The organism is Serratia sp. P2ACOL2 (genome assembly GCF_003691565.1).
GTDB classification, from domain to species: Bacteria; Pseudomonadota; Gammaproteobacteria; order Enterobacterales; family Enterobacteriaceae; genus Serratia; species Serratia liquefaciens.
Genome location: NZ_CP033162.1, coordinates 2,442,861 through 2,469,809, shown reverse-complemented (window position 1 = coordinate 2,469,809; position 26,949 = coordinate 2,442,861). Strand labels below are relative to the sequence as shown.

At 56.0% G+C, this 26,949-nt stretch carries 21 protein-coding genes; 8 read left to right on the top strand and 13 right to left on the bottom strand.

The genetic code is table 11. The annotated features are described in order from the left end of the window. Positions 1-9: 9 nt before the first annotated feature. A complete protein-coding gene (locus EBA31_RS12155; protein WP_122079276.1) occupies positions 10-1,614 on the top strand; it encodes a GMC family oxidoreductase in 1,605 nt (534 codons plus the stop codon). An 85-nt stretch (positions 1,615-1,699) separates the two neighbouring features. Here EBA31_RS12155 and EBA31_RS12150 read toward each other — a convergent pair whose 3' ends face one another. Then, entirely contained in the window at positions 1,700-2,740 is a 1,041-nt protein-coding gene (locus tag EBA31_RS12150) for a LacI family DNA-binding transcriptional regulator (protein WP_122079275.1), read from the bottom strand. A 140-nt stretch (positions 2,741-2,880) separates the two neighbouring features. Here EBA31_RS12150 and EBA31_RS12145 point away from each other — a divergent pair, with 140 nt between their 5' ends. From EBA31_RS12145 to EBA31_RS12135, 3 genes are all read left to right on the top strand, one after another. Beyond that, positions 2,881-3,732: an SDR family oxidoreductase gene (locus EBA31_RS12145; protein ID WP_046373605.1), complete on the top strand. Its 852-nt coding sequence runs from the start codon at positions 2,881-2,883 to the stop codon at positions 3,730-3,732. Next, a complete protein-coding gene (locus tag EBA31_RS12140; RefSeq protein ID WP_122079274.1) occupies positions 3,725-4,882 on the top strand; it encodes a phytanoyl-CoA dioxygenase family protein in 1,158 nt (385 codons plus the stop codon). The genes EBA31_RS12145 and EBA31_RS12140 overlap by 8 nt, the downstream gene beginning before the upstream one ends. 83 nt (positions 4,883-4,965) lie before the next feature. Then, positions 4,966-5,973, top strand: coding sequence for an alpha/beta fold hydrolase (locus tag EBA31_RS12135; RefSeq protein WP_122079273.1), 1,008 nt, complete (start codon positions 4,966-4,968; stop codon positions 5,971-5,973). Between the two features lie 56 nt (positions 5,974-6,029). Here EBA31_RS12135 and EBA31_RS12130 read toward each other — a convergent pair whose 3' ends face one another. Continuing rightward, complete coding sequence (locus tag EBA31_RS12130; RefSeq protein WP_122079272.1) at positions 6,030-7,640, bottom strand: serralysin family metalloprotease; 1,611 nt, start codon at positions 7,638-7,640, stop codon at positions 6,030-6,032. A 418-nt stretch (positions 7,641-8,058) separates the two neighbouring features. Between EBA31_RS12130 and EBA31_RS12125 the strand changes: the two genes are divergently transcribed. Continuing rightward, positions 8,059-8,418 carry an AprI/Inh family metalloprotease inhibitor gene (locus EBA31_RS12125; RefSeq protein ID WP_048759042.1) on the top strand — a complete coding sequence of 120 codons (360 nt, stop codon included), beginning with the start codon at positions 8,059-8,061 and terminating at the stop codon, positions 8,416-8,418. 38 nt (positions 8,419-8,456) lie between these two features. On the opposite strand, the gene EBA31_RS12120 is transcribed toward EBA31_RS12125, so the two are convergent. Then, entirely contained in the window at positions 8,457-8,978 is a 522-nt protein-coding gene (locus EBA31_RS12120; RefSeq protein WP_122079271.1) for a chromate transporter, read from the bottom strand. Next, a complete protein-coding gene (locus EBA31_RS12115) occupies positions 8,975-9,547 on the bottom strand; it encodes a chromate transporter (protein ID WP_020826804.1) in 573 nt (190 codons plus the stop codon). Before EBA31_RS12115 ends, EBA31_RS12120 begins: the two co-directional genes overlap by 4 nt. A 99-nt stretch (positions 9,548-9,646) precedes the next feature. On the opposite strand from EBA31_RS12115, the gene EBA31_RS12110 reads away from it, so the two are divergent. Further along, positions 9,647-10,567: a LysR family transcriptional regulator gene (locus EBA31_RS12110; protein WP_046373611.1), complete on the top strand. Its 921-nt coding sequence runs from the start codon at positions 9,647-9,649 to the stop codon at positions 10,565-10,567. Here EBA31_RS12110 and licT read toward each other — a convergent pair. The 3 genes from licT to EBA31_RS12095 are packed head-to-tail and all read right to left on the bottom strand — an operon-like array spanning position 10,564 to position 14,704. Then, positions 10,564-11,403, bottom strand: coding sequence for a BglG family transcription antiterminator LicT (licT, locus tag EBA31_RS12105; protein WP_122079270.1), 840 nt, complete (start codon positions 11,401-11,403; stop codon positions 10,564-10,566). The two genes, EBA31_RS12110 and licT, sit on opposite strands and share 4 nt — an antisense overlap. A 26-nt stretch (positions 11,404-11,429) precedes the next feature. Beyond that, entirely contained in the window at positions 11,430-12,842 is a 1,413-nt protein-coding gene (locus tag EBA31_RS12100) for a glycoside hydrolase family 1 protein (protein ID WP_122079269.1), read from the bottom strand. Continuing rightward, complete coding sequence (locus EBA31_RS12095) at positions 12,839-14,704, bottom strand: beta-glucoside-specific PTS transporter subunit IIABC (protein WP_122079268.1); 1,866 nt, start codon at positions 14,702-14,704, stop codon at positions 12,839-12,841. Before EBA31_RS12095 ends, EBA31_RS12100 begins: the two co-directional genes overlap by 4 nt. Before the next feature lie 601 nt (positions 14,705-15,305). On the opposite strand from EBA31_RS12095, the gene EBA31_RS12090 reads away from it, so the two are divergent. Next, entirely contained in the window at positions 15,306-16,475 is a 1,170-nt protein-coding gene (locus tag EBA31_RS12090) for a cupin domain-containing protein (protein WP_048759053.1), read from the top strand. 35 nt (positions 16,476-16,510) lie between these two features. Here EBA31_RS12090 and EBA31_RS12085 read toward each other — a convergent pair whose 3' ends face one another. The 3 genes from EBA31_RS12085 to EBA31_RS12075 are packed head-to-tail and all read right to left on the bottom strand — an operon-like array spanning position 16,511 to position 20,507. Beyond that, positions 16,511-17,815 (bottom strand): cytochrome c, encoded by a 1,305-nt coding sequence (locus tag EBA31_RS12085; protein WP_048759055.1) that lies wholly within the window; start codon positions 17,813-17,815, stop codon positions 16,511-16,513. A gap of 11 nt (positions 17,816-17,826) precedes the next feature. Further along, positions 17,827-18,285 (bottom strand): (2Fe-2S)-binding protein, encoded by a 459-nt coding sequence (locus EBA31_RS12080; protein WP_122079267.1) that lies wholly within the window; start codon positions 18,283-18,285, stop codon positions 17,827-17,829. Between the two features lie 14 nt (positions 18,286-18,299). After that, a complete protein-coding gene (locus tag EBA31_RS12075; RefSeq protein ID WP_122079266.1) occupies positions 18,300-20,507 on the bottom strand; it encodes a xanthine dehydrogenase family protein molybdopterin-binding subunit in 2,208 nt (735 codons plus the stop codon). A gap of 331 nt (positions 20,508-20,838) precedes the next feature. Here EBA31_RS12075 and hpxO point away from each other — a divergent pair, with 331 nt between their 5' ends. Beyond that, positions 20,839-21,996, top strand: coding sequence for an FAD-dependent urate hydroxylase HpxO (hpxO, locus tag EBA31_RS12070; protein ID WP_122079265.1), 1,158 nt, complete (start codon positions 20,839-20,841; stop codon positions 21,994-21,996). Between the two features lie 32 nt (positions 21,997-22,028). Here the strand turns inward: hpxO and EBA31_RS12065 are convergent, their stop codons facing one another. The 3 genes from EBA31_RS12065 to EBA31_RS12050 all read right to left on the bottom strand — a co-directional run bounded on the left by EBA31_RS12065 (position 22,029) and on the right by EBA31_RS12050 (position 26,947). Continuing rightward, complete coding sequence (locus tag EBA31_RS12065) at positions 22,029-24,164, bottom strand: peptidase domain-containing ABC transporter (protein WP_122079264.1); 2,136 nt, start codon at positions 24,162-24,164, stop codon at positions 22,029-22,031. 2 nt (positions 24,165-24,166) lie between these two features. Next, positions 24,167-25,435: an HlyD family secretion protein gene (locus tag EBA31_RS12060; protein WP_122079263.1), complete on the bottom strand. Its 1,269-nt coding sequence runs from the start codon at positions 25,433-25,435 to the stop codon at positions 24,167-24,169. Positions 25,436-26,200: 765 nt separating this feature from the next. Beyond that, entirely contained in the window at positions 26,201-26,947 is a 747-nt protein-coding gene (locus EBA31_RS12050) for a sulfite exporter TauE/SafE family protein (protein WP_122079261.1), read from the bottom strand. Positions 26,948-26,949 lie beyond the last annotated feature (2 nt).

Sequence of the window (26,949 nt, the reverse complement as noted above, 5' to 3'; positions counted from 1 at the left end):
TGAGCAAATATGGCCATTGAATATGATTGCGACATTATCGTCGTGGGTGCCGGTATTTTAGGCGGTGCTATTGCGAACAGCCTTGCCAGGCAAGGAAGATCCGTCATCATTTTAGAAGCGGGCCCCCGCGTTAAGCGTGCGGAAATCCTTGAAGCATTTCGCCAATATGGGAATAAATCAGATTATAACGGCCCTTACCCAGACCTGCCCTGGGCGCCCAAGTCGGCGACCGGCAAGTATTCTGACGACTATATTGAGAGCGTGGGCAATATTACCCAAAAGCCTTCCTTCTTGCGTCTGGTTGGGGGAACCACCTGGCACTGGGGCGGGGCAACCTGGCGTAATCTGCCTGCCGACTTCAAATTAAAAACGCTCTATGGGCACGGTCGTGACTGGCCTATTGACTACGACACGCTGGAACCCTGGTACCAATTGGCCGAAGAAGAAATTGGCGTGAGCGGCTCCGATACCGATGACCAGCGTGGCCATGGTGAACAACCCTATCCCCCACGCTCCAAACCTTATCCCATGGCGATGCAACCCTGGACCTATCTGACCCAGCAGGTAGCGGAAAAAGTCTCCAGTGCCCATCACCACTTCGTCGATGAACCCAATGCACGTGCGACCCGCCCCTATCAAGGGCGACCAATATGCGCGGGTAACAACAACTGTGCCCCTATCTGCCCGATCGGTGCGCAGTTCTCTGGCGATAAGCCGGTCGTTTGGGCAGAGCATCGGGGGGCAAAGCTGCGGGTGAATGCGGTGGTTTACCGTATCGAAAAAGGCCCGGACAACAAAATCGTCGCCGTGCACTATAAGAATCCGCAGGGGGAAAGTACGCGCCTCACGGCTCGCTATTTCGTGCTGGCTGCCCATGGGGTAGAAACACCGAAATTGATGCTGATGTCGGACATAGGCAACTCGTCGGATCAGGTCGGACGTAACATGATGGGGCATACTGGGCGGGCTATCGCCATGCTGGCGAAAGATCCCGTTTGGGCAGGTCGTGGTCCGACGCAGCAGGGAAGCATCAACACCTGGCGCGACACGCCGCTGCGACACCAGCATGCGGCAATCCGCCACTTTCTCGATAATACCGTCCCTAACGAGTTGATCACCAAGCGTTTGCTGGACCAGGGTATCGTCGGCCCTGAGCTGGATCGTCTTATTCGTCACAATAGCGCACGCTACCTGAAAATTGCGACCTACGTCGAGGTATTACCCGATCCCGCGAACCGCGTCACTTTGAGCAATAAGCGCGATGCGCTTAATTTGCCGACGCCGCGTATCAATTACGACATCGCGCATGAATACACCCTGAACGCCATGGGCCAACTTTATAAAGACTATGAGCAGTTCAAGGCATTATTTGGCGCCACTGAAGTGCTAAATGACATCCAGGCATGGGTACCCAGTTCCCATATCATGGGCACCACTATTATGGGCAGTGATCCACGGGACTCGGTGGTCAACCACGAGTGCCGCTCCTTCGATCATGCCAATCTCTTTATCACCAGCACCAGCGTCCACCCCAGCTCTACCGTGGTGAATCCAACCTTAACCGGCTATGCCATTGCCCTGCGCGTTGCCGATATCATCAATAAAGAGATTTAATAACCTATTGCTGTTAAAAAGAGCCCGTCACCAGGCTGATTTCCCCCCTTCGCCACCGGTTCGCCGGTGGCAAAAACCTTCGGCGTTAAACACCGGCAGAGGGTTCGTCGACCATTGAAAGATTAAACGGCGTCACCACGCTAACCCTTGAAAAGGCATGCGTGATGATATTGCCGGGAACAAAGCCGTGGTGTTGCAAAATGGCCTGGAAGGCATTGCGCGCGTCCCGTTGTAAATCGTGGTCGATCACCGCATCAATCCGCTCTTGTGCCAGCAGTTGGCGATTCTCCTGATCCAAATCGTGGCCGATAAACGCCGCCAGCGGCCGCTGTTGCCGGCTGAACGCCTCAACAATCGCGGAGTTCCCGCCACCGACGCTGTAAACCGCGTGAATATCCGGATGACAGCGCAACGTTTCTGTCACTCGTGCCAGAGTCGGTGCATACACCCCCAGGCCGCCGCTAATGTCCACCACGCTCAGGTGCGGTGCCCTTTCCCGCAGCCATTGACGGAATCCACTCTCTCTTTCTTCTTCGCCGCGAAAACCCTGGCTGCTGATCACCACTGCCACCCGCTGCGGCTGGGGCGGTAACCAGCGTGCCATCAGATAAGCCGCTGTACGACCGGCGGCTCGGTTATCCATGCCGATATAGCTGATGCGCCGACTTTGTGGCAGATCGGTCACTATGGTCACCACCGGTATGCCCTGCTGCTGCAACAAACCGACGCTGTCATTGAGCAATTGCTCATCGCTCACCTTCAGGATCACCCCGTAGGAGCCCTGGCTACGGCAGCGCTCGATCACCTGCTGCAATTCAGCGGTACCGATCTGTTCGAAAATATGAAAGCGCAGCGTAATGCGAAACGGCACAAAAGCACTCAACTGGCTACACAGTGCATCCGTAACCAACTGACTGAAACGCTGCGGCGTGTGCATCACCACGTCAATCGGCAGCGTACGGCCGCTGGCCAGGCCGCTGCGCTGCTGATTTTCCAAATCCTGCAGAGCCTGCTCAATACGCCGCAAGGTTTGTTGATGCACCTTGCCCCGCTGATGCAGCGCGCGATCGACCGTTGCCTTGCTGACGCCCGCCTGCGCGGCAATTTGCTTGATAGAGAATTTCATGACGCCACCAAATTGAGGTCTTTTTGAGGTTTCAGTGAGGTTTTGTTAACAAAATGTAGATGCTAGGGTTAGCAATAGCAAGATGAAGATAAAAACAACCGATTGATTTTCAATATCAAAAATTATCTGAGGCTGACGCAATGCACGAGAATGTAAACACTATGTTTTCCGGAAACTATTACGTGGTGACGGGAGCAACCCAGGGGCTAGGCGCTGCGGTGGCACAACTGCTGGCCGAGCGCGGAGCCGCCGGGCTGATGCTTTGCGGCCGCAATCAGAAAGCGGGGGCCGCCCAGGCAGAGAAGTTACGCGCTACCGGCTGCGATGCCCGATTCGTCACCGCTGACATTGCCGATCCGGCAGCCTGCCGCAACGTCATTGCCGAAGCGGAAAACGCTTTCGGTACCCTGCATGGGTTGGTTAACTGCGCCGGCATGTCCGACCGCGGTACCATAATCGACACCACGCCAGAGCTGTTTGACGCCATTTTCGCCGTCAATATTCGCGCGCCCTTCTTCCTGATGCAGGAAGCCATCAAAGTGATGATCAAGCATCAGGTCGCGGGTTCCATCGTTAACATCATTACCATTACTGCGCACGGGGGTCAGTCGTTTCTCGCGCCTTATGCCGCGTCAAAAGGCGCACTGATCACCCTGACCAAAAACGTCGCCTTCAGCGCCATGCGCAACCGCATCCGGGTAAACGGCCTGAATATCGGTTGGATGGACACGCCACATGAGCATGAAATTCAGCGCCAGTATCACGACGCCGATGAGAATTGGTTAGCGCAGGCGGAACGACAACAGCCGTTTGGGCGCTTGTTGAAACCACGGGAAGTGGCGCGTGCGGTGGCGTTCTTGCTGTCTGAGGAGTCCGGAATGATGACCGGCGCGGTTGTCGACTTCGATCAGGGGGTGATTGGCTGCGGCGATGGCGGCTCACCTAAACCGGACCACCCGCTGAGCCTGAACTCGGGAGCACATCATGACTGAAACTCTTTTTTTACAGCCTGACCGGCTTTCGGTTGATGACTTTGGCCAGACATGTGAGCAGTCGCTCACATTGAGTGACTATCCACTGGCGGCCGACGCGCAAAAAAACGTGCTGATTTATCACGCCGCCACGCTGATTGAGTGTGCGCAAACCGATAAAACCTCGGTATTGAGTGAGCTGCACCGGGCACTTTCCACCGGCCCCGGCGTGCTGGTGATTAAAAATACCTATCCCGACAAGAGCATCATAGAGCGCCATAACCGGGTTTTCGAAGCCATTTTCCAGGAGGAGGCCGCCAGAGGGAACGCAGGCGATCACTTCTCTGCCGCCGGCAATAACGGCCGCATCTGGAATTCGCTGCAAAAGGCCGCCCAGCACGATCCCGATGCTTTTATTGATTACTACGCCAACCCTGTGCTGGCGTTGGTCAGCGAAGCCTGGCTCGGGCCCTGGTATCAAATGACGGCGCAGGTCAACGTAGTGCGCCCTGGGGGCAAAGCACAGCAACCGCACCGTGACTACCATCTGGGCTTTCAGGAAAATCAGGACGTACAACGTTTTCCGTTGCCGTTGCAACTGCTGTCCCAGTATCTGACGCTGCAAGGTGCGGTGGCGCATTCCGCGATGCCGCTGGAGTCCGGCCCAACTCAATTACTGCCGTTCTCACACCATTATCCCGGCGGCTACCTGGCCTGGCGACGTCCGGAGTTTATCGACTATTTCCAGCAACATGCCGTACAGCTGCCGCTGGAGCTGGGAGACACGCTGTTCTTTAACCCGGCGCTGTTCCATGCTGCGGGCAACAATGTCACCCACGACCATGTGCGCATCGCCAATCTGTTGCAGGTCTCATCGGCATTCGGCAAGCCGATGGAAACCGTGAACCGCTTGCGCCTGCTGCAGCAGATCTATCCGGCGTTGCTGCGGCGCTATCAAGCTGGAGAACTGCTGGGTGCGGAGTTGGCGGCGACCGTCGCGGCGGCGGCAGACGGCTACTCTTTCCCCACCAATCTGGACAGCGATCCGCCGCTGGCCGGCCTGGCTCCGCAGACCCAGCAGCAGTTGCTGATGCAGGCGCTGCAGGCGGATTGGGCCCCCGCGCATTTCAACCAGCAGCTTGAGCGCCAACAACAGTTGCGCAGCGCCTAGCGTTTCATGCCTCCTTTTCATCAGGGAGGCATGGTCTTTACGGCTATACTCAGACTCTTGCCGATTTTCATAAGGACATCAGGATGCTGAGATTGACCCGTCGAGTCGCGCTAGCCGCTGCTCTGGCCGCCTTTTCTGCCAGCGTGGCTGCCGAAACACCCAAATACGGTCAGGAGCTACAGGGCTTTCACTACCCTTACCCGCTGCAACAATTCAGCTTCAGCTCTCAGGGGCAGCAGTTAAGCATGGGCTATATGGACGTGCCGCCAGAGGGCGATGCCAACGGCCATACTGTGGTGCTGATGCACGGCAAAAATTTCTGTGCAGCCACCTGGCAAGACACCATCAAAGCACTAAGCAAGGCCGGTTATCGGGTGATCGCGCCCGATCAAATCGGCTTTTGCAGCTCCACCAAACCGCAGCACTACCAATACAGCTTTCAGCAGTTGGCGAACAATACCCACGCGCTATTGAATAACCTGAAAATCGCTAAAGCGGTGATCGTCGGCCATTCTACCGGCGGCATGCTGGCAACCCGCTATAGCCTGATGTACCCGCAGGCGGTGGAACGGCTGGTGATGGTCAATCCGATTGGGCTGGAAGACTGGAAAGCCAAAGGCGTGCCGTGGCGCAGCGTCGATCGGTGGTTCGAGCGTGAATTGAAAACCTCCGCTGCCGGTATTCGACAGTACGAACTGCAGACCTATTATGTTGGCCGCTGGAAGCCGGAATATGACCGCTGGGTCGATATGCTGGCCGGGCTGAACAATGGGCCTGGCCATCGCCTGGTGGCCTGGAACTCGGCGCTGATTTACGACATGATTTTCACCCAGCCGGTGTTCTACGAGTTCAAGGATCTACGAACGCCGACCACCTTGATGATTGGCACCGCCGACACCACCGCCATCGGCAGCGATATCGCTCCCCCCGCCGTCAAGGCTCAGCTCGGGCACTATAATCTGCTGGGGAAACAGGTGGCGAAAATGATCCCGCACGCCAACCTGATCGAATTCCCTGGCCTGGGGCATGCGCCGCAAATGGAAGAGCCCGAACGGTTCAATCAGGCGCTGATCAAGGCTCTGAACCCTTAAAGGCCGGGGATGGCGCTTTAGTAAAAGGGCCGTAAGGCCCTTATCAAGCGTGGCACTCAGGCAAACAGAATATCGCTTTGCTCCACCTGGCCTACGACCTGGATTTTGAAATCCGCCGCATAGCTGTCGTTATGGGTATTCAGCAATAAATCGGTCGTGCCGTTAAAGGTATCGAAGTTAAGTTTGAACTCGCCTTTCTGTCCGCTGAAGCTGTCGGCACTGTCGATCAACCGCAGTTCACTCAGGCTGTTGTTGAAACGCAGCCCGGAAAGGTCGATTTTGTCGACGCCGTGCTCGAAATCCTCGATCACATCGAATGCCGTCGTGGTGGACTCATTAGCATTGAGGTAAACGAAATAATCGGCGAAGTTGTTGGCGTCTTTGCCGCCCCACAGATGATCCGCCCCCAACCCGCCATACAACATGTCCGAACCGGCATTGCCGGCCAGTAAATTGTCCTGTTCGTTGCCGATGAGCACATCACGACCACTGCCACCAATGGCATTCTCGATCACCGCATTATTGGCGATCGATACGTTCTGCGTGCCGCCGCCGACGCTGGAAAAGGCGCCGTCATTGAGATTAATCAGTTGCTGCTGGCTGTAGCCGGAAAAATCCAGCGTGTCGTTGCCGCCCGCGTCCCACACCGCAAAGTTCACCGGCTTGCCGTTATCCGCCGTTGCGGTCAGGAAGTCACGCCCGGTATTGGAATTAAACCCGTACACCGAATCCCCGGTGCGCGTTTCCATATTGGCACCGTACAGTTTCTGCATCGCGGCGATGTCGTCAATCATCGGGCCATAACCGTTGACCCCTTTGGTATCGGAGCCGGTGTTATTGCCGCTGAAGTAGCTCATTATCGAATATTGAACCGAATCCTGATAATACACGGCGTCATCGATATAAGTGGGGTCCTTGTCGTCGGAAGCATCATAATCGCCAGGGTGCATCAAGCCCAATGCATGGCCAATTTCATGGGTGAAGGTCTGGCTGCTGAAATCCCCCGGTACCGGCGCTTGATGAGTAAGAAAACCTTTATTAAACCAGACCGTACCGGCGTAGCTGTTATCATCCGCAGGATCAGAGGTGGCGGGATAGTAACCAAAGGCATTGTCATCCGCAGCGCTGCCATCGGCTTTCTGGGTGTAATAAGCGAAGGTGATGTCTGCCCGGTGGTTCAGATCCGTGGACTGCGCTTCGGTAAAGGTGACATTTGCCACGTCTGCCCAGGCCTGCATCGATTTTAACGCCTGACTTTTAGCCGCTTCGGTCAACGGCTCCAGCCCTTTATTGGCGTTGTTACCCGTTCCGGTTCTGCCGATAACATCCAACGCTTCCTGGGTCAGGAAGGAAAAGGTCAGATCTGCCGGCTGATGGAAAACGTTGTCGCCGTTGTGCGTATACCCACTGCGAGTCAGCTGATCGGCTGCGCGCTCGGAGCTGTAGTTTTCACGGGTCTTGCCCCAGGTGGTAAGCGGGCCGGTGCCTCGCTGGTTGCTGTAGAGATTGGCATTATCCAACGTCAGATAAGCGCCATAGCCCAGTCCATTGTAGATGCTGCCGGTTTGGTGATAGTAGAATTGATAGTTGGGATCATCAGGGGATGTGGCCGCCAGGCCGGTAAACGCTTCGTCATCTTGCAAAATTTCATTGTGATTGCGGTTCATCGCATTCTCCTTTACACAATAGGAATTCAGTCAATTGGTGAGGCATTCAATCAAAATAACTAATGGGAACATTCCAGTTCCGCAACCCAGCATAGGGAATTAGTCTGACGGCGCAACCATACAACAGTACAATAATAAGCAGGCATTCCAAATCCAACAAAATCAGTAAAGCAATTAAAAACAATTGATTGAAAAATATAGACCACAATAACAAGAAGACTACTGGCTTTAATTGCTCGTCATTTATACTGCGGGTTATTCATTGATTCAGAATAAACGAGTATTAAAATCACTTATCCTTGGATCACCCAGCAACAAGGATCGTGCTATGGTATTAACGGATTTCAGTAAGGAGTGGCCGATGTCGAGATTTCTCTCTTTGCGCGCACTCAGGCGCGTTGCCCTGACAGGAGTTGTTATGAGCCTTATGTTAAGCAGCACTACCTTTGCCAGTTCACTGCCCCTGCTGGCCCCCTCTGCGCTGAAGGGGCACTGGCAGTTGAACGATGCCGAAGGCAAAGCCCCAGCCTGCAACGTTGAATTAAGCGATGAACTGATCGAAGGGACTAACGCCTACCGTTTCACCGCTTCAGAGCAGTGTCTGCAACCCTTGTCGCTCACCGAACTGCCGGTGGCCTGGCGTCCGACGCCGGACGGCATGACGCTGACCAATGCCGACGGCAGCATGGTAGCGTTTCTGGCGCTGACGGCCCCCAAACGCTATGAAGTGATGAACCATAACGGCAAGCCACGCTTTTCGCTGACGCCGCGCCAGTAAATCACTCTGGCGGCAGCAGCCCCTGCCGCCAATATCGATTACGCCACCAACAGCCCCAGTATTGCCCCGCCCGCCAACACCCATAATGGGTGGATACGTTTGCTCATGCTCAGCACCGTTGCCAGCAGGATAATCATCGCCAACGGCCAGCTCGGTGCGGAAGCTTCGGCAATCAGCACGCCACTGGCCGCCACCAAACCAACGGTCACCGGCACCAATCCACTTTGCACCCGACGCCGCCAGGGCTTGTCCTTGAAGCGTCGCCAGACGCCCATCACCAGCAGGGTAACAATCGACGACGGGCCGAACTTGGCGATGGAGGACACCAACAGCCCGGCCCACCCGGCCACGTGCCACCCCACCAGCGGCACAATCATCATATTCGGCCCCGGCGCGGCCTGCGCCATGGCGAACAGCGCACTGAACTCCTGCGCGCTCATCCATTGGTGAACCTCCACCACCTGACGCTGCATTTCCGGCAGAATGGTCATGCCGCCGCCAAATGCCAGCAGTGACAGCTCGGTGAATATGATCGCCAGTGAGATCAATACCGCCATCATGAGCGATCCCTCCACCACATCAGCAGGATGCTCAACGGCGCCAATGTCAGCATGGTCGGCAGTAAGGGCAAGCGTAGCCAGGCGATGGCGATCAGACACAGCGCCACAATGCCCAGTGCCAGCCATTTACCGCGCAGCGGCAGCAGCATCTTCACCCCGGTAGACAGCAACAAACCGGCCGCCGCGGCAGCCAGACCGGCAAATACGTGTTGTACATGCGCGTCATTTTGGAAGCGGGCATAAACCATACCCAGACCGACTACGATGGCCGTCGGTGCGCTGATCAGCCCCAGCAGGGCGCAAAAAGCCCCGCGCAGGCCGCGAAACTCCATGCCAACCGCTACCGAAAGGTTAATCACGTTGCCACCCGGCAAAAACTGGCACAGCCCCAGCAGCTCGGTAAACTGCTGACCACTGAGCCAGCGGCGGTCTTCCACCAGCATATTGCGCGCCAACGGCAGTACGCCGCCAAAGCCAATCAGCCCGAGCATCAGAAAGCCCAAAAACAACTCGCCGTTGCCCGGCGGTGCTGCCTGCGGGTCATTTTTTACCGCATCAGATTCCGACATTGTCCGTTCCACATCGCTTATTTTGATGGCTGGTATGATGCGCGTCGCCATGCCATGATGTCTAATGCATTTCACAAGCAACAAGGATACCTTCAAGGTATGTCAATGATCGAACTTCGCCGCCTGCGGGCTTTCGTTACCGTGGTGGAAGAAGGCAATATCACCCGCGCCGCCGAACGACTGTTTATACAACAACCGCCGTTGACCCGCCTGTTACAGGGGCTGGAAGAGGAATTGGGGGTAAAACTGCTGCAACGCCTGCCCCGTGGCGTACGCGTTACCGAAGCCGGCAGCGTGTTGTTCAATGAAGCGCGGGCGCTACTGACGCGGGCAGAGCATCTGACCGAAGCGGTGCACCGCGCAGCACGGGGTGAACAAGGGCATATCGCTATTGGATTCACCAGCTCCGCCGCATTACATCCCTTCGTGCCCAATCTGCTGCGCCGCTACCGTGAGATCCTGCCTGGCATTACCACTCAGTTGGAAGAGGCAGGCAGCGGCGAACTGTTGGATGCCTTGGTGGATGAGCGGCTCGACGTGGCCTTTGTCCGCTCGCCGGTGGGCGGTATTCCCGGTTTGACAATTGAGCCGGTGCTGCGCGAACCGATGCTGATCGCCCTGCCCATCGGTCACCCGCTGGCCACCCATGACGACCAACCGCTACCGCTGACTGCGTTAACCCAGGAGGCCTTTATTCTTTACCGTCGCCCGGCGGGCCAGGGCTTGTATGATGCCATTCTGGCGGCCTGCCACGGTGCCGGGTTCAGCCCGCGCGTTATTCAGGAGGCCCCACGCCTGCCCGCAACCCTTAGCCTGGTAGGTGCCGGGCTGGGGTTGTCGATCGTACCGGCCTCCATGCGGCGGTTGGGCGGGGACGGCATCGTTTACCGAACCATTGCCGAACAGGCCCAGCTCAGCGCGCCGCTTTATCTGGCGCTGCGCAGCAACCGGACGTCGGCCATCATCCAACGCTTTCGCGATCTGGTGGCCGAAGCCGTCAGCGAGCAGTCGCCCGGCTAATCAGACCGGTCGGCGATACGCGTCAGATGGATCACCAGATACAGCAGTTCATCGTTCGACATCTCTATCTGCAGCAGATTCTTCACGTAGTCGCGGATCAGCAGTGCGCCGCGATAGGCATGCGGATACTCCCTGGTCACCTGCGCGAAGATAAAGTCGTCTTTCGACGCCATTTGCTGCCCTTCGACCATTCGCTGTATGAAAAACTGCATATGCACCAAAAAACGCGAGTAGTTGAGCGAGTCAGTGTCGATCGTGATGCGAAAATGGTATTTGATGATATTGAAAATGTCTTTCAGCATCTTCACCGACAGCAGCGTGTGCTCCATGTTCTGCACGTCGGTTTGACCATTAACCAGATGAAAAGCGATATTGCCCGCCTCTTCTTCCGGCAGCGCAATGTTCAACCGCCGGTTGATGTGCGCCAGTGCCTGGCTCGCCACTGCGAACTCCTGCGGGTAAAAGCGCTTCACCTCGAACAACAGGCGATTTTGGATTGCGATACCCTTGTGATAGCGCTCAATGGCGAAACTGATGTGGTCCGCCAGGGTGAAGAAAATCTGCTCGTTAATCCGCCCGTTAAGCTGCCGGTTAGCCTCCGCCAGGATCATCTGCACAATCTCGATGTGCTCTTCCGGCGTGGTTTCAATCAGCCGCAGGTAATCGCGGCCCTTTTGACTGTTCTGCACCACATACACTTTCTCTATCGCGGCCGGGTCGAGAACGTCACCCACTTTGCTGTTAAAGCCAATACCCTTGCCCATCACGATAGCTTCATTGTTATCGTCATCCGCCGATAGCACCAGGCTATTATTGAGTACCTTAATGACTTTCATCGTCGCGGCCACACCCTCTGTTTTTATTATCGTTGCCGGCCATTGGAGACAATCAGCCGTTGGTACCAATCAAAACTGCGCTTTTTGATCCGCCGCAGATCCTTCAGATCCTGCTCACCCCGGTTTACATAGATAAACCCGTAGCGCTTGGCATAGCCCTGATGGGTGCTGACCACGTCTATTGCCGCCCAGGGGCAATAGCCGATCAGTTCGACGCCGTCGTTGATGGCCAACTGCATCTGTTCGACGTGTTGTCGCATAAACTCGATGCGGTAATCGTCGTTGATTGTATCATCGGCCTGTAGCTGGTCCGGGGCGCCAATGCCGTTTTCAGTAATTAATATCGGTAAATGGTAACGTTCCGCGGTTTTACGTAGCGTCAGCCGCAATCCGACAGGATCGATCACCCAGCCGTAACGGGTTTTACCGACGAACGGGTTCTCCGCCGCGCGATACACGCCCGGTTCCCCCAGCATGATTTGCTGATCGCCGGCTCGCGCGCTGATGTCCGACGCATCGCCTCGGCTGGCGGCAATGGTGGCGGTCGAGTAATAATTTATCGCCACGAAGTCCGGTTTGCCCTGCAGCAACAGCGCCGCATCACCGGGTTCCATCCGTGGCGCCAATTGACGATCCAGCAGGTAACGCCAGGCCAGCGGGTTATAACGACCCTGCACGGCCACGTCGAGGAAGCTCCAGCAACGCAGCGTTTCCCAGTTATGGGCGGCGATGGCATCCAGCGGATTGCAGGTTTCCTGATACATCGAGGTGGTATTAATCGCCGGGCCGATCTTCCCGGCCGGGCAGCGCTGATGATACAACGCCATCACCCTGGCCTGAGCCACCAACATATGGTGGCTTTGCTGATACAGCACTCGCCTGGATGGCAGCTCACCGCCCTTCGGCGTGCCAATGGCGCCCGGATGCAGGATCATGGTGTTCTGCTCGTTGATGGTCAGCCAATACTTTACCCGGTCACCGAATGCGTCAAACAACACTTCGGCATAATCGACAAAGGCATCGATGGTGGCGCGATTCGACCAACCGCCCTGTTGCTCAAGTACATAAGGCAGATCGAAGTGATAGAGCGTTACCACAGGCTCTATGCCATGGCTCAGTAGTTCATCAATCAACTGGCGATAAAAATCCAGCCCTGCGGCGTTGACCTCACCGGTCCCCTGCGGCAGCACTCGCGTCCAGGCAATCGAGAAACGGTAGGCCTTTAATCCCAGCTCGGCAAACAGCTGCACATCCTCACGGAAGCGGTGATAGTGATCGCTGGCGACCTTAAAATCAGCGGTTTCTGCCGGGTGATCAAGCATATCCACAATCGATGGACTTTTGCCGTCTTCGTTCCAGGCCCCCTCCACCTGATAGGCAGAGGTGGAAGCCCCCCACAGAAAATCTGCGGGGAAATCGTTCAGTCGTTGGTAAATCATGCCTGCTCCTGCTGCGCATTATTAAGGGTTATGATGGGCTGCCCAAAATCCACGGCTCCCGGTTGGCGGCAATTCAGCTGAGGAAAAGCTTCGCTGTTAACCACCAGTACCGGCGTGGTGATGTCGTAACCCAGCCCGACGATCGCCGCCAGATCAAAGCGCACCAGTTCATCTCCCACCTGGACGCGGTCGCCCACTTTAAGCTCGGAAGTGAAATGCTGTCCCGCCAGATTGACCGTATCAATGCCGATATGCACCAGCAGTTCGACACCGTTGTCACCCTTGATACCGACCGCATGCATGGATGGCAGGAACGTCACTACTTCCCCCGTCAGCGGCGCGCGCAACACGCCTTCCTGCGGCCGTATTGCGACACCCTGACCCAATAGCCCCTGCGAGAACACGTCATCGTTAACCTGCGCCAATGCCACCAGTTGACCGTTGAGCGGACTGACAATTTGCTGTTCGTCGCCACTGACGGCCTCCGAGACCCCAGATCCCGTTTCTTCAACCGGATCGTCGAACCCCAGCATCCAGGTCAGTGCAAAAGTCACCACAATGGCAATGGCGCAGGTGATCAGCGCATGGACAATGTTCATTGGGTTTTCGCCGATAAACGCCGGCAGCGCCGCTAATCCAGGAGAAACAAAGGCATAGCGCACCAGCCCACTCAGCCCGGCGTAAATACCGGCACAGCCGCCGCCGATCATTGCTGCAATCAGCGGTTTGCGCAGTTTGAGCGTCACGCCGTACAACGAAGGCTCGGTGATACCCAGCAGCGCGGTGAAACCCGCAGAGGACGCCAGCTGGCGCAGATTTTTGTTTTTGGTGCGAAAGGCCACGCACAGCGTCGCAGCCCCCTGTGCAATGTTGGAAGCCAACATGCCTGGGCCGTTAATCATTTCGAAACCATTTTTACTCAGTTGACCGGTAGCAATCGGCGTCATTGCCCAGGCCGTACCGGTGATCACCAGAAACGGCTGGAGGCCGCCCATCAGCATCGGGATCAGCCAACTGGCTTTACCGTCGACGATAGCGGCACCGGCGGCCACCAGATCGTTGAGGAAAATACCGAACGGCCCTACCACCACCAACGCCAACGGGGCGGTCACCAACAGAATAATCATAGGCTTGGTGAAGAACTTGATCATCGTCGGCGATACTTTCTCGGCAAACCGTTCGATATAGGACATTAACCAGACGGTGAAAATGATCGGCAACACCGAGCCGGCGTAATCCGCCAGGCGCACCGGTATGCCGACGAAATCAATCACCGTGCCCGCCGCCAGCATCTGCGCCAAATTGGGGTGCAGCAAGGCGCCGGCAATGGTCATTGCCAGGATCGGGTTACATTCGAATTTGATTGCCGCGCCGTAAGCCAGCAGCACCGGCAGGAAGAAAAAGGCCGCATCGGCGATGGTGTCCAGCAGATGGTAGGTCGGGCTGGCGGCATCTATCACTCCGGTCAGTTTGAGGATCGCCAGCAGCGCCTTAATCATCCCCGCACCGGTGATAGCCGGGATCACCGGTGTGAAAGTGGTTGAAATAACGCTGATAATCTGTGAAATCACCCCGCCCCGCGCCTGGGAATTTTTCTCACTCTGACGGCCACTGAGATCGCCGATTTCTTTTTGCATCGCGCGGAAGGTTTGCTGCACGTTGTTGCCGACCACGATCTGAAACTGGCCACCACGTTCCACCACGCTGATCACCCCAGGCAAGGACTCGATCGCTTTCGCTTGTACCTTGCTGTCATCGTTAAACTCCATCCGCAGACGGGTGGCACAGTGCGTCAGTTTGCTGACGTTGTCCTTGCCCCCGACCTGCAGCAAAATTTCCAGGCCCAACTGTTTGTAATCCATCGAATATCCCCGGTAAAAAAGCAAAAAAAAAAGACCAAAATCAAAATGCGCCTCATCACAAGGAGAGGTGCATTCCTATTTTGGTCTTGCCTGCCTGAGCAGTAACACGCCGTAATAAAAATGTCTGGCGATCGCTAAGATCGCGGCGAAAGTATCGTCATAGTTGCCATTTTTCGGCAATAGTCTTAGTTACGCTTTGTGATTCACATCACTCTTTACCGAAAACGCACTTCAACTTAGCCCGCCGTACCCTGCCATGCCTTTTTTACTGATGCCCATTTACTCAACCGTATAAAATAGCACCTGATACACATTAGCCACTTTAATTAAACTCACTTTGTTTAACTTTTATTTAATAATAGAATACATTTATTTGATACCGGAAGATAACTATTTTAAAGCGGATTTAAAAATCACAGCCACACTCAATTAGTAACATAAATTAATATATTATTCGCGGCATCCTGTTTTTAACCCACTATGCTTTAACCGTTGCCGAATGCTTCCATTTCAGCAATAACCCCCCTGCACACAATAAAACCAAAGAATAAACCCTGTCAGCCGTATGCGCTGTAGGCCACTTTTATTTGGAGAAAGCCCTATGTTATCGCGTCGAGATATATTGAAAGTTTCCGCAGTCAGCGCCGCAGCCGCCGGTGTTATGGGCGGCATGATTAAATCCGCCAGCGCCGATGAACATCGAAATATAGTTCCCCCCAGCAATTTCCAACCCGCTGCCGATGCGAAAAATCTGTATAAATACGTCTTTAGCCACAGTAAAAAACGCAGTTTACCCAACGGCTGGGCCAGGGAGGCTACCGTCGAACAATTCCCGATTTCCGAGGGGGTTGCCGGGGTGGATATGACGCTGGAGCCGGGTGGCGTACGTGAACTGCACTGGCACGCCATCGCTGCCGAATGGGCATTTATGCTGGAGGGGCATGCCCGCATTACCATCATTGATCCTGAAGGAAAATGTGAGGTGGCAGATTTCGGCCCCGGCGACGTCTGGTATTTCCCCAAGGGTTACGGCCACTCGATTCAGGCGTTGGCAGACGGCGCACATTTTGTTCTGACCTTTGATAATGGTCACTTTTCCGAGTTCGGCACCTTCAGCATTACCGACTGGGTAGCCCACATGCCCAAAGAAGTGTTGGAAAAAAGCGTGAATATGCCGGCGGCGGTATTTTCCAAGGCAAAACAAGGTGAGGCTTATATTGTCGGCGGTGCCATTCCGCCCGCACTGCCCTTACCGGCCCACGATGGCGGTTTAAATAATGCACCTTTGGCTCATCGCTATGAATTAATGAAGCAAAAGCCTTTCTTCGAAAATGATGCCGGCAGCGTGCACTTGGTCTCTTCAAAAGAATTCCCTATTTCCACTACCATGACCGGCATTATAGAAATCGTTAAGCCTGGGGCGGTGCGGGAATTACACTGGCATCCCAATGCCAATGAGTGGCAATACTATATTTCCGGCAAGGGGCGCATGACGGTGTTCAGTTCGCACGGCCATGTGCAGACTGAAGAATATTCTCCTACCGACGTTGGCTATGTTCCACAGGGTTTTGGTCACTATATCGAAAATATGGGGGATGACGATCTTAAGGTATTAATCGTGTTGGATAATGGCATCTATCAGGACATTTCGCTGTCTGACTGGTTGGCGAAAACTCCAGCCTACCTGTTAGCGGATAACTTCAATAACGAGGTTGCCGATTGGCTGGATCGCCCCAAAGACAAACTGGTAATGTCCCGGCGCAGAAAATGACAGGTAGCGAGGGGGCAGCCCCCCCTCGCCGCCTCTTACTGTTTGCGTTGTTCAGCGACTTGTTTGGCCGTTACCTTGCCCTGTTTTTCGCCAAATTGGCCGACAACATAATTGGCAACCGCCGCCACTTCCTCGTCCGAGTATTGAGCACCGAAGTCCGGCATGAATTCATGCTGTTCGCCGATGCTGATGCGCGTCCCCTTCAGGATCGCCTGCACCACGCTGCGGCCCTGCGGATCGTTAACCGCCGTGCTGCCGACCAAGGAAGCATATTTGCTCTGGCGTCCCGTTCCGTTCCACTGGTGGCAACCGCTGCAGTCTCCGGCGAACAGTCGGCGTCCCAACGAGTCTTCCTGCCCACCCGGCAATATCGCGCTGGACGACGTTGCCCCCTTAGGCTGCAGATTGACCGCGCTGGCACTGTCCGTGGCGATAGGCTCGATATTGCGCAGGTATTTCACCAGCGCCTGATTATCCTCCGGCGTCAGGTACTGCAGGCTGTTTTCCACCGCCTCTGCCATCGGACCGGCTGCGCTGCTGCGCCCTTCCGCGTGGCCGGTCGCCAGATACTGCGACAGCTGTTGTTCGCTCCAGGCACCGATACCGGTCTGCGGATCGGGAGTAATGTTGGCCGCAAACCACCCCTGGATCACCTCACCGCTGAGGTTTTTACTCTGATTAATGCCAAAGCCCAAATTGCGCGGCGTGTGGCATTCGCTGCAGTGTCCCAGTGCGGTGGCCAGATATGCGCCTCGGTTCCATTGCTCATCCTGATTCAGGTTCGGCTCGAAGCGTTTTTCGTTGAAGAACGCCAGGTTCCAAAACTTCATGCCCCAGCGCTGGTTAAACGGGAACGACAGCCCATTTTCCGGATTGGCCTGCTTCACCGGCGGCAGGCTGAACAGATACTCTTTGATCGCCAACACGTCGTCACGGCTCATGGCCGTGTATGAGGTGTACGGCATTGCCGGGTAAAGATTACCTTGCGGCCCAACGCCTTCACGCACCGCACGCACAAACTGATCGTCACTCCAATTACCGATACCGGTGTCGGGATCGGCGGTTATATTGGTGCCGTAAATGGTGCCGAAGGGCAGTTTAAAGGCAAAACCGCCGGCGAAAGGTTTACCGCCGGGCGCAGTGTGGCAGGCCACGCAGTCCGCAGCCCGCGCCAGATATTCGCCACGCGCCAATTTATCGCTGATCCCGGCAGGGGCACCGGCGATCGGCGCAGCAGGTTCCGGGCCGACCGGCCGCAGCAGCGTATAGATCGCATAACCGCCGGCCAGCACCACGATTGCCACGATCAACCAAAATAGCCATCTCAGGGCGTTGCTCATGAGTTTCTCCCTTAATCCAACGCCTTGGCGGCCTGGTGGATGGCAGCGCGAATGCGCACATAGGTGGCGCAGCGACAGACGTTGCCGCTCATTGCCGCATCGATATCCGCATCGCTCGGATTTTTACTCTGGGCCAGCAGTGCACTGGCACTCATGATCTGACCGGACTGGCAGTAGCCGCATTGCACTACGTCCAGATTGACCCAGGCCGCCTGCACCGCTTTGCCCGCCGGCGTTTCGCCGATCGCTTCAATGGTGGTGATTTTCTTGCCTTCGGCAGCAGAGACCGGCGTCATGCAAGAGCGCACCGGCACCCCATCCAGGTGGACAGTACAGGCCCCACACATCGCGATGCCGCAGCCGAATTTGGTGCCGGTCAATCCGGCCTCATCACGCAAGAACCACAGCAGCGGCATATGGGGATCGCCATCAAACGTCAGCGATTGGTCGTTTACAGTTAAAGTTATCATGCTGTTCTCCTTGCTCAGACGCTGGCGTCACGGTTGGGACGGTGTAAAGGCAGGCTAAGTGAACTGCGAGGTCTCCCGAGCAGTGCCAGTGCATTGCCGACTGCCGGAGCGAGAGTTGGCACCCCCAACTCGCCAACGCCGGTAGGCGCTTCGCTTGAAGGTACGATAATCACCTCTATCTCCGGCATTTCGTCGATGCGCAGCGGACGGAAATTATTGAAGTTGGACTGCTCAACCACCCCGTCTTTCAGCGTAATGTTGCCGTACAGCGCAATACTCAGGCCATAACCTATGCCACCCTCAATCTGCGCGCGGATCACATCCGGATTGACCGCCACGCCGCAATCCACCGCGCACCACACCTTGTGCACGCGCGGAATGCCACCTTCGCCGATTGACACCTCGGCTATCTGCGCCACCCGAGTATTAAACGCCTTGGCGACGCCTACGCCGCGTGCTCGTCCATCCACCACCTTCGCGCCCTGCCAGTTGGCGGCTTTGGCCACCGCCCGCAGCACGCCGGCCTCACGCGGCGCATCACCCATCAATGCCAGACGCCCCTCGACCGGATCCTGCCCGGTCTCTTGCAACAGCTGGTCAATAAAACTTTCGACGGCGTGACCGGTATGAGTACTAGCGACCGATCTTAATGAGGTGGTCGGTACTTTACCCGCGACGATATGCGCGTCGCAGAGGAAGTTTTCGAAGGTGTACGGCACTTCGCTGGCACCTTCGACCATCATCTGGTCGAGGCCGTTAACCACCAGCGCCGTCATCGCGCTGTTAAGCGTCCAGGAATGACCAACGACGGTATCGCTCCAGCCCACGACTTTACCGTCGCGGATCGCCCCCCTCATCCGGTGGAGGATCATCGGACGATACCAGCCGTTGCGAATATCATCCTCTCGCGTCCACACCACTTTGACCCCGTGACCGGGCCCAATGGCTTTGGCCGCCGCGGCCATGTCCGCCGCCAGGTCGGGCCCGAGCTTCGGGTTGCCCAGATCGATGCGGCGGCCAAAGCTGCCGCCGGCCAAAATGGTGTCGATTTGCACTTTTTCCGGCGGTAGCTGGAACAGATCGCACAGCTGTTTATGGTCGAGGGTTTGGATTTGGCAGCCATAGCGTGCCTTAACGCTCTCGCCATCCCAAAACAGATAGCCATCCAACGGCTCCATCGGCGCATGGGCAACATAGGGGAAGGTATATTCCGCTTCGATCACCTTATCCGCCTGATCGAAAATCTCGCCCGGCTTGCCCTGGCTTTTCGCCACTACGCCGGGCTTTTGCGCCACCTGACGGAATTCGGCAAATATCTGCTCGGTGTCGCGCCGCTCTGCCTGCGAGTCGTCCCACTCCACCTGTAATTTTTCACGGCCCTGGATCGCCGCCCAGGTATTTTTGGCATATACCGCCACGCCGGTATCGGTCTGTTTCACATCCACCACGCCCGGCACCTTCAGCGCCCGGCTGGCGTCGAACGAGGCTACCTTGCCGCCAAAACGCGGCGGTTTTTTAATGGTAACGGTCAGCATATCCGGCTCATGAATATCCTGAGTGAACTGCGCCGAACCGTTGGTCTTCGCCAACGAGTCTACGCGGTGCAAGCCACTGACCTTACCGATCAGGGTAAAATGGCTCGGATCCTTCAGGGTCAGGCTGGCGGGATCGGGCGGCGGCAACTGGCTGGCCAGCGCCGCAAACTCACCGAACCCTGCTTCGCGGCCGCTTGCGGCATGGCGGATCTTGCCCGCCTGCACGGTGATTTCTTCCGCTGAGGTTTTCCAACTTTGGGCAGCGGCCTGAACCAGCATGGCGCGCGCCATCGCGCCCATGCGACGCATCTGCTCGTAGGCGTTGGCCACCGAGCTGGAGCCGCCGGTGCCCTGAAAACCGAACGCCAGATTCTTATAGACGTTGGTATCCACCGGTGCGGCAACCACCCGCACCTGCGACCAGTCGGCATCCAGCTCTTCAGCGACCAGCGTTGCCATGCCGGTATAAACGCCCTGGCCCACTTCGGTGTGTTTACTGAGGACGGTGACAATGCCATTTTCGTCGATCTGCACGAAAGCATTGGCTTCATAAGCGGTGTTTTCTGGCGCCGTGGTCGTCGTTGTACGCGCCAGTGCGCCGGTTGACGGCAGATAGGCGCCGATCACCAATGCACTGGCGCCAACGATAAACCGCCGCCGGGTAAGCGGGACTTGAGGTAGTTTCATTGCTCATCGCTCCAAAATGCCGATCAACCTTAATCAATGCGGCGACATCGTTCTTTTTATCTGCGCCGTCTGCCTGCACTGACGCGACGGGCTAATAGTTAGCGTAGTCTATTATTTTGTCTGTTTAACATTCAGTCGCCGTTTTCCGTTGCTGATTCGTGCTCTGCGAGATCTCAATGCTCCTCGAAACCCTGCTCCGTTATCGCTCATGGATTGCACCAAATTGCATCAGAAACGCCCCTGATGGTGCTACGGCCACGTTGACGGCAGCGGTATTGGTTGACTGGTACGGAAATTGCTTCTCCCCATCGTGGCTATGGAGGAGAAAAACATGAAAGCAATTATCATTGGCGGTGGTATTGGTGGGCTGTGTAGCGCCATCGCATTGCAGCGTTGCGGTATCGAGACCGAGGTTTTTGAAGCGGTCAAGGCGATCAAACCGGTTGGCGCGGCAATCTCGATCTGGCCTAACGGCGTCAAATGCCTCAACTATCTGGGGATGAAAGAACAACTGCGGGCGCTCGGGGGGCCGATGCATTTCATGGCCTATCAGGAATACCTGCACGGACAAACGCTGACGCGTTTTAGTCTGGATCCGTTAATCACCAGCGTCGGCGAACGCCCTTACCCGGTAGCGCGTGCCGAGCTGCAGGCCATGTTGCTGGACACCTACGGCCGCGACCAGGTGCGCTTCGGCAAACGGGTTAGCGGTATTGAAGAAACCCCGCAGGGCGTTACCGCCTGGTTTGAAGACGGCAGCCAGGCCAGCGGGGATTTTCTGATCGCCGCCGACGGCACCCATTCCGCTATTCGCCCTTATGTGCTGGGCCATGGCGTGGATCGGCGCTATGCCGGATACGTCAACTGGAACGGGCTGGTCACCATTGATGAGTCGATCGCGCCGGCCGACCAGTGGACCACCTTTGTCGGCGAAGGTAAGCGCGTGTCGCTGATGCCGGTCTCCGGCAACCGCTTCTACTTTTTCTTCGACGTTCCCTTGCCGACCGGGCTGGCGGAAGACCGCAGCACCGCGCGAGCCGACCTGCAACGTTACTTTGCCGGCTGGGCCGAACCGGTACAGAAACTAATTGCCGCAATCGATGCGGAAAGCGTCAACCGCATTGAGATCCACGATATCGAACCTTTCGAACAATTGGTGCGGGGCCGCGTAGCCTTACTGGGCGATGCCGGGCACAGTACCACTCCGGACATCGGTCAGGGCGGCTGCGCGGCAATGGAGGACGCGGTGGTGCTGGCGATTGCCTTGCAGACCAATTCACTGGGTATTGAAGATGCGCTGCTGCGCTATCAGGAAAAACGCAGCTATCGGGTGAAAGATTTGGTGCTGAAGGCACGTAAGCGCTGTGATGTCACACACGGCAAAGAGATGGACGTCACCCGCAGTTGGTACGAGGAGCTGAAAACCGAAACCGGTGAACGCATTCTTTCTGGCATGAAAGAAACGATTCTGGGTGGGCCGCTGGCCTGATCCGCCCCCTCTTCGAGTCGAAGAGGGTTGATTCACCCTTTGCGCCGGTGAAGACGCCCGGCCGCCAGTTCGACGACCCGATCCGCCGAGGCGATGGTTTCCGGGCGATGGGCAATCAGTAAAATCGGCAGGCCAAGCTGGCGCAGGGTATGGCTAATCAACATTTCATTATTCACGTCCAAATGGCTGGTCGCCTCATCCAGGATCAACAGCCGTGGTTTTTTGTAAAGCGCCCGCGCCAACAACAAGCGCTGTTTTTGCCCGGCAGACAGGGTGCCTCCCATTTCACCGATTAACGTCTGGTAACCCATCGGCAGGTTATCGATATCCTGATCCAACTGTGCCAGCCGCGCGCATTCAACGAGCTTCTCCTGATCAACCCGTGGCGTGAAAAATGACAGATTCTCGGCGATAGAACCGCGAAACAGCTGATCCTCCTGCAAGACTACGCCGATATGCTGACGTACCTGCGAATAATCCCCCTGTCGATGCTCAATGCCCAGCGTACGTATCATGCCGGCCGTGGGCGAATACAGCCCCAATACCAGTTTAGCCAACGTGGTTTTGCCGCTGCCGGACGCCCCCACCAGCGCCACTACCTCACCGGGCATAATGTCCAGCGAGACCTGCGACAGGATTTCAGATTCGGTGCCGGCATAGTGAAAACTTACCTGCTTCAAACTCAGCGCCGGCCGATCTTGGGGCCAGGCGCTGGCGGACAATAACAGCGTTGAATTGCCCGCCGCCTGCGCCGCTGCGTCTTCACGCGCCGTCAGCACGATATCCGCCAGCCGTTGGTTGTAAACATCCAGCATTTTGTAGGCAACGGCCTTGTCGATCAGGCCGCTGATACTGGCGGAAAACCGGCCCTGAAAAGACATGTAGGCTACCAGCATGCCGACTGAAAACTGCCCGGCTAACACCGCCCCGGCCCCCAGCCACAGCACCGCCGCCCCAACCAGGCTGCCAATGACGGTTTGCATAATGCCGTAAACCATCATCAGCTTGCTTTCGCGCAGTTCAGCATTGCGCCGTGCGACATTGAGGTTACGCCAAACCGTTTCCCGCGGCGTAAGCGCCCCGTTGACCCGCAGGCTCAGCACGCCGCGCAGGCTTTCAAGAAAATGACTGGATTCCTGGGTGCCGGCAACCCAGGAGTCATCCGCCGCTTTACGCAACGTACTGAACCAGAACAGGCGCAGCAGCCCATACACCATCGCGGCGGCCAAAGCGACCAGGGTTAACTTCACGCTGTAGAAAAACATCATGGTCAAGGTACCAAGGACCAAAAGCACATCCAAAAAGGCTTCAAGCAGCGTAGTGGTGAGGGTGTCCTGAACGGTGTCGACGGCATCAAATTTCGCGCTGATATCGCCCATGTTGCGCGATTCAAACCAGTTGATAGGCAGCCGCAACAGGTGGTGAAAAACATTCGCCGTCCACTGCATATTGAAGTTGACCGCCATGGTGAGCGTCGCCCACTGGCGGGCCAGCTCCAGCAGCGTCTGGGTGGCGGCCATCAGCAGCATGGCAATGACGATCAACGTCAATAAGCTGGCGTCCAACGCCACCAGCACCTCATCAATCACCAGTTGGTTGATTAATGGGCCGATCAACGCAAACACTTCCAGCGCCAGCGCGAAACAGAAGATCCGGGCCAATGCCGCCTTCAGCCCCTGGGTTTTACCGATCAGCTCCCGCAGGCGGATCTTTTTTCGCCGATCTTTGACGACAAACTGATGGGTTGGCGTCAATTCCATCGCCACGCCGGTAAAGTGACGATTTGCCTCCTGCAGACTCATTTTAACCAGGCCCCGCGCAGGATCATGCAGCTCCAGAGTTTGCCCTCGCACCCGCTTGAGCACGGTAAAATGATTCATGTCCCAGTACAAAATGCAGGGCAGCGACAACAGGTGCAGCTCTTCAAGCTCCAGCTGCACCGCTCGGCCGCTCAGGTGCAGCCGTTCGGCGCAGGCAATCAGCTGCGAGAAGGTCATGCCGAGCTGCGAAACTTTAAACTGCGCACGCAGCGTAGGCAGATCTACGCGATGGCCATACCAACCGGCAATCATCGCCAGGCACGCCACGCCGCATTCTGCGGACTCCGTTTGGCGTATCAACGGCAGGCACTTTCGCCAGCCCCAGTTGAGCCCTTCTGTAACGTCCATGTTTATATCCTTCCTTGCAGACTCCATAACGGCTCCAGCAGCCACTCGTACAGGCGGCGGCGATCCAACTCCACGTCTGCGGAAACGGTCATCCCAACGCGCAATGGTTCCTGGCGCCCATAGGCGGTAATGGTGGTTTTCTCCAGCGCAACGATGACGCGGTAATGCCCTTCGTTTTCCTTCCAGGTCATCGGATTTTGCTGCATGACGTCATTGGCGCTCAGGCTGGCATCGGTGATGGCGCGGGTGGCGCCATACTGCACGCCAAACTTTTCATAGGGAAAGGAGGCAAAGCGCAACCCGACCCGTTGGTGCGGTTTGATAAAGCCCACCGCTTTGCTGGGCGCAAAGAGTTCAACCTGCAGCTCGGCACCGTCAGCGACCATCATCAGCAAAGGATCGTTTTGCTTGACCGTCTGCCCCGCCCGGGCCAACACCACCGCGATGTGGCCGTTCACCGGCGCAGTGAGCGTGTGGTCACGCTGGGCAACCAGTTCTATTTCCTGTTGCCTGATGCCCTGCAACTGGCGTTCAAGTTCGGCGTCACGCCCTTGTTGCTGTTGCGCCAGCGTCCGCAGTTCCGAGGCCGCCGCGGCAAGCTCACGCTTTAACCGCAACTGCGCCTGACGCTGCATTTCTACTTTTTCCCGCGCCGTCGACAACGTCATTTTCTGCTGCTGAAACTCAAGTTCGGAAACGTAACCTTTGCCGATCAGCTTGCGGTAGCGCACCATCAGCGAATGCGATAATTCCGCCTGTTGCTTTACCTCCACCATTGCCGCCTCTGCGCTGGTCAGTTCATCCTGAAGTTGCGTCATGCGCTGGCGCACACCGGTTTGCTGTAAAATTCGAGTGGCCAGTTCTTGAGCGCGTTGGCGCTCCAGCATGTGATATTGCCGTTTTAACGAGTCGGAAACCGACGCCAGCGTCGCGATACCCTGACCATTGAAATATTCGCCGCTGAGCCGATAAAGTGCCTGGCCGGCTTTGACGGTCGCCCCCTCCGTCACTAAACGTTCTGTAACCTGTCCGGCGCCGCGGGCAACTACCTTGATCAAGCCGCTGGATGGCATCACCACACCGTCCAAACGCGCTTTACGGGTATATTCACCCAGGATCAGAAATAGCCCGATAGCCAGCACCAGCAAGATGCTGGCCCAGGCATAGGCGGTCAGACTGAGGCTGGCAGGAATAATTACCTCACCCTCCGCTTTATTGACCTGCGCAGCGAAATAACCCTCACGATAAATCTGGGGAGAACGTTCTGACATGGGGGTTACACCTTTATCGGGATCTTGGGTCGATAATTATCTTACTGACCGCGACGCTTCCATTTGCGGACAAATTTTCGTGCCGAGGTATATATTAACCTCATAAAAGTCATTGTCCCTAGCAGCACAAGGAAATAAATCATCCATTTAGCCATTTCACAAGGGATGTTAAATCTAAATATACCGCTATATTGGCTAAGCCCCACAATAAAAAGCAAATTACGAGATAGCCCGACAGAAAGAGCGACCATAATAAAAGCCGACAAAAACGTCTTCATAAAAGATACCAGTTCAACATTAGCATGCGACCATGCCAATATCTGGCACAGTCGCATCACACTGGGTAATATATATTACTACCAGTTTCAGGTGCCGCCATTATAAGAGCCAGAGTTGCTTCTTGAAGCATTTTGTGAGCCATTCCCACTACCAAAACAAGCACTCAACGAACCAATCGATGAACCGACCACACTGCCAAAAACAGCTCTAGCCCTCGAGCAATGAGGCCACCCGCCAATCATCATAATTTCAGCTTTCGTTAGGGTCTTCATAATATTTCCTTATTTTTATAATATTCACATTTAAAATCCATTCTTGATCTGCACCCATAGATATAAACATGCGCCGCCGCCATGTCAATATATAAAACCATTTCCACCGATATAACCAAGCGAACTAAATAGAATGAATTATACGGAATATTTAATTTAACCGCTAATACAAACCAATTACTTCGCAACTGGGTGAAACATTATTTACTCGCATTTAATTAATGCCATTCCACACTATTTCAATTCCCAAAACTAACAGACCGATAAAAAAACAGCGACGAAATACCGCAGGGCGACAATGCCGGCGCAGCACACTCCCCAACCACATCCCCACCAGCGCAGGAAGCAATGCCAATAATGAGGTGCCTAGCAACGCACCCGGCAATGCATGTTGCCACGCCAGGCCAGCGGCTAATGCCAACGTCGAAACGGTGAATGACAGCCCCAACGCCTGCACCAGATCGTCACGCGCCAATCCCAATGCATTTAAATAAGGAACCGCCGGGATCACGAATACCCCGGTAGCACCGGTAATCAGCCCGGTAAGTACACCGCATAGAGGGCCCAACCTGCGTTCAGCCCTGGGTGAAAGCCGCCACTGAAAACGGCTAAAACCCAACAGCGCGTAAACGACCAAACAGACCCCCAACGCTATCGGTGCCAACCGGTTTTGACCGGTGGTCAAGGTGCCCGTGGTCAGCATTGTGCCCATGGCGACACAGGCCATCATCGGCCACAACCTGCGGCAAAGTGCACGGACGTCCGGCCCGGTGAACAACTGCCAGAAGTTGGTCACCAGCGACGGCACCAGCAACAGCGCCGCAGCCTGTGCCGGAGACATCAGCAGGCTGAGTAACCCCATAGACACCGTCGGCAGCCCCAGGCCAATCACTCCCTTTACCGTGCCCGCCAGCATAAAGATGCCCAGCAGGGCTAAAATTTCAGGTAGCGTCAACGTCATAG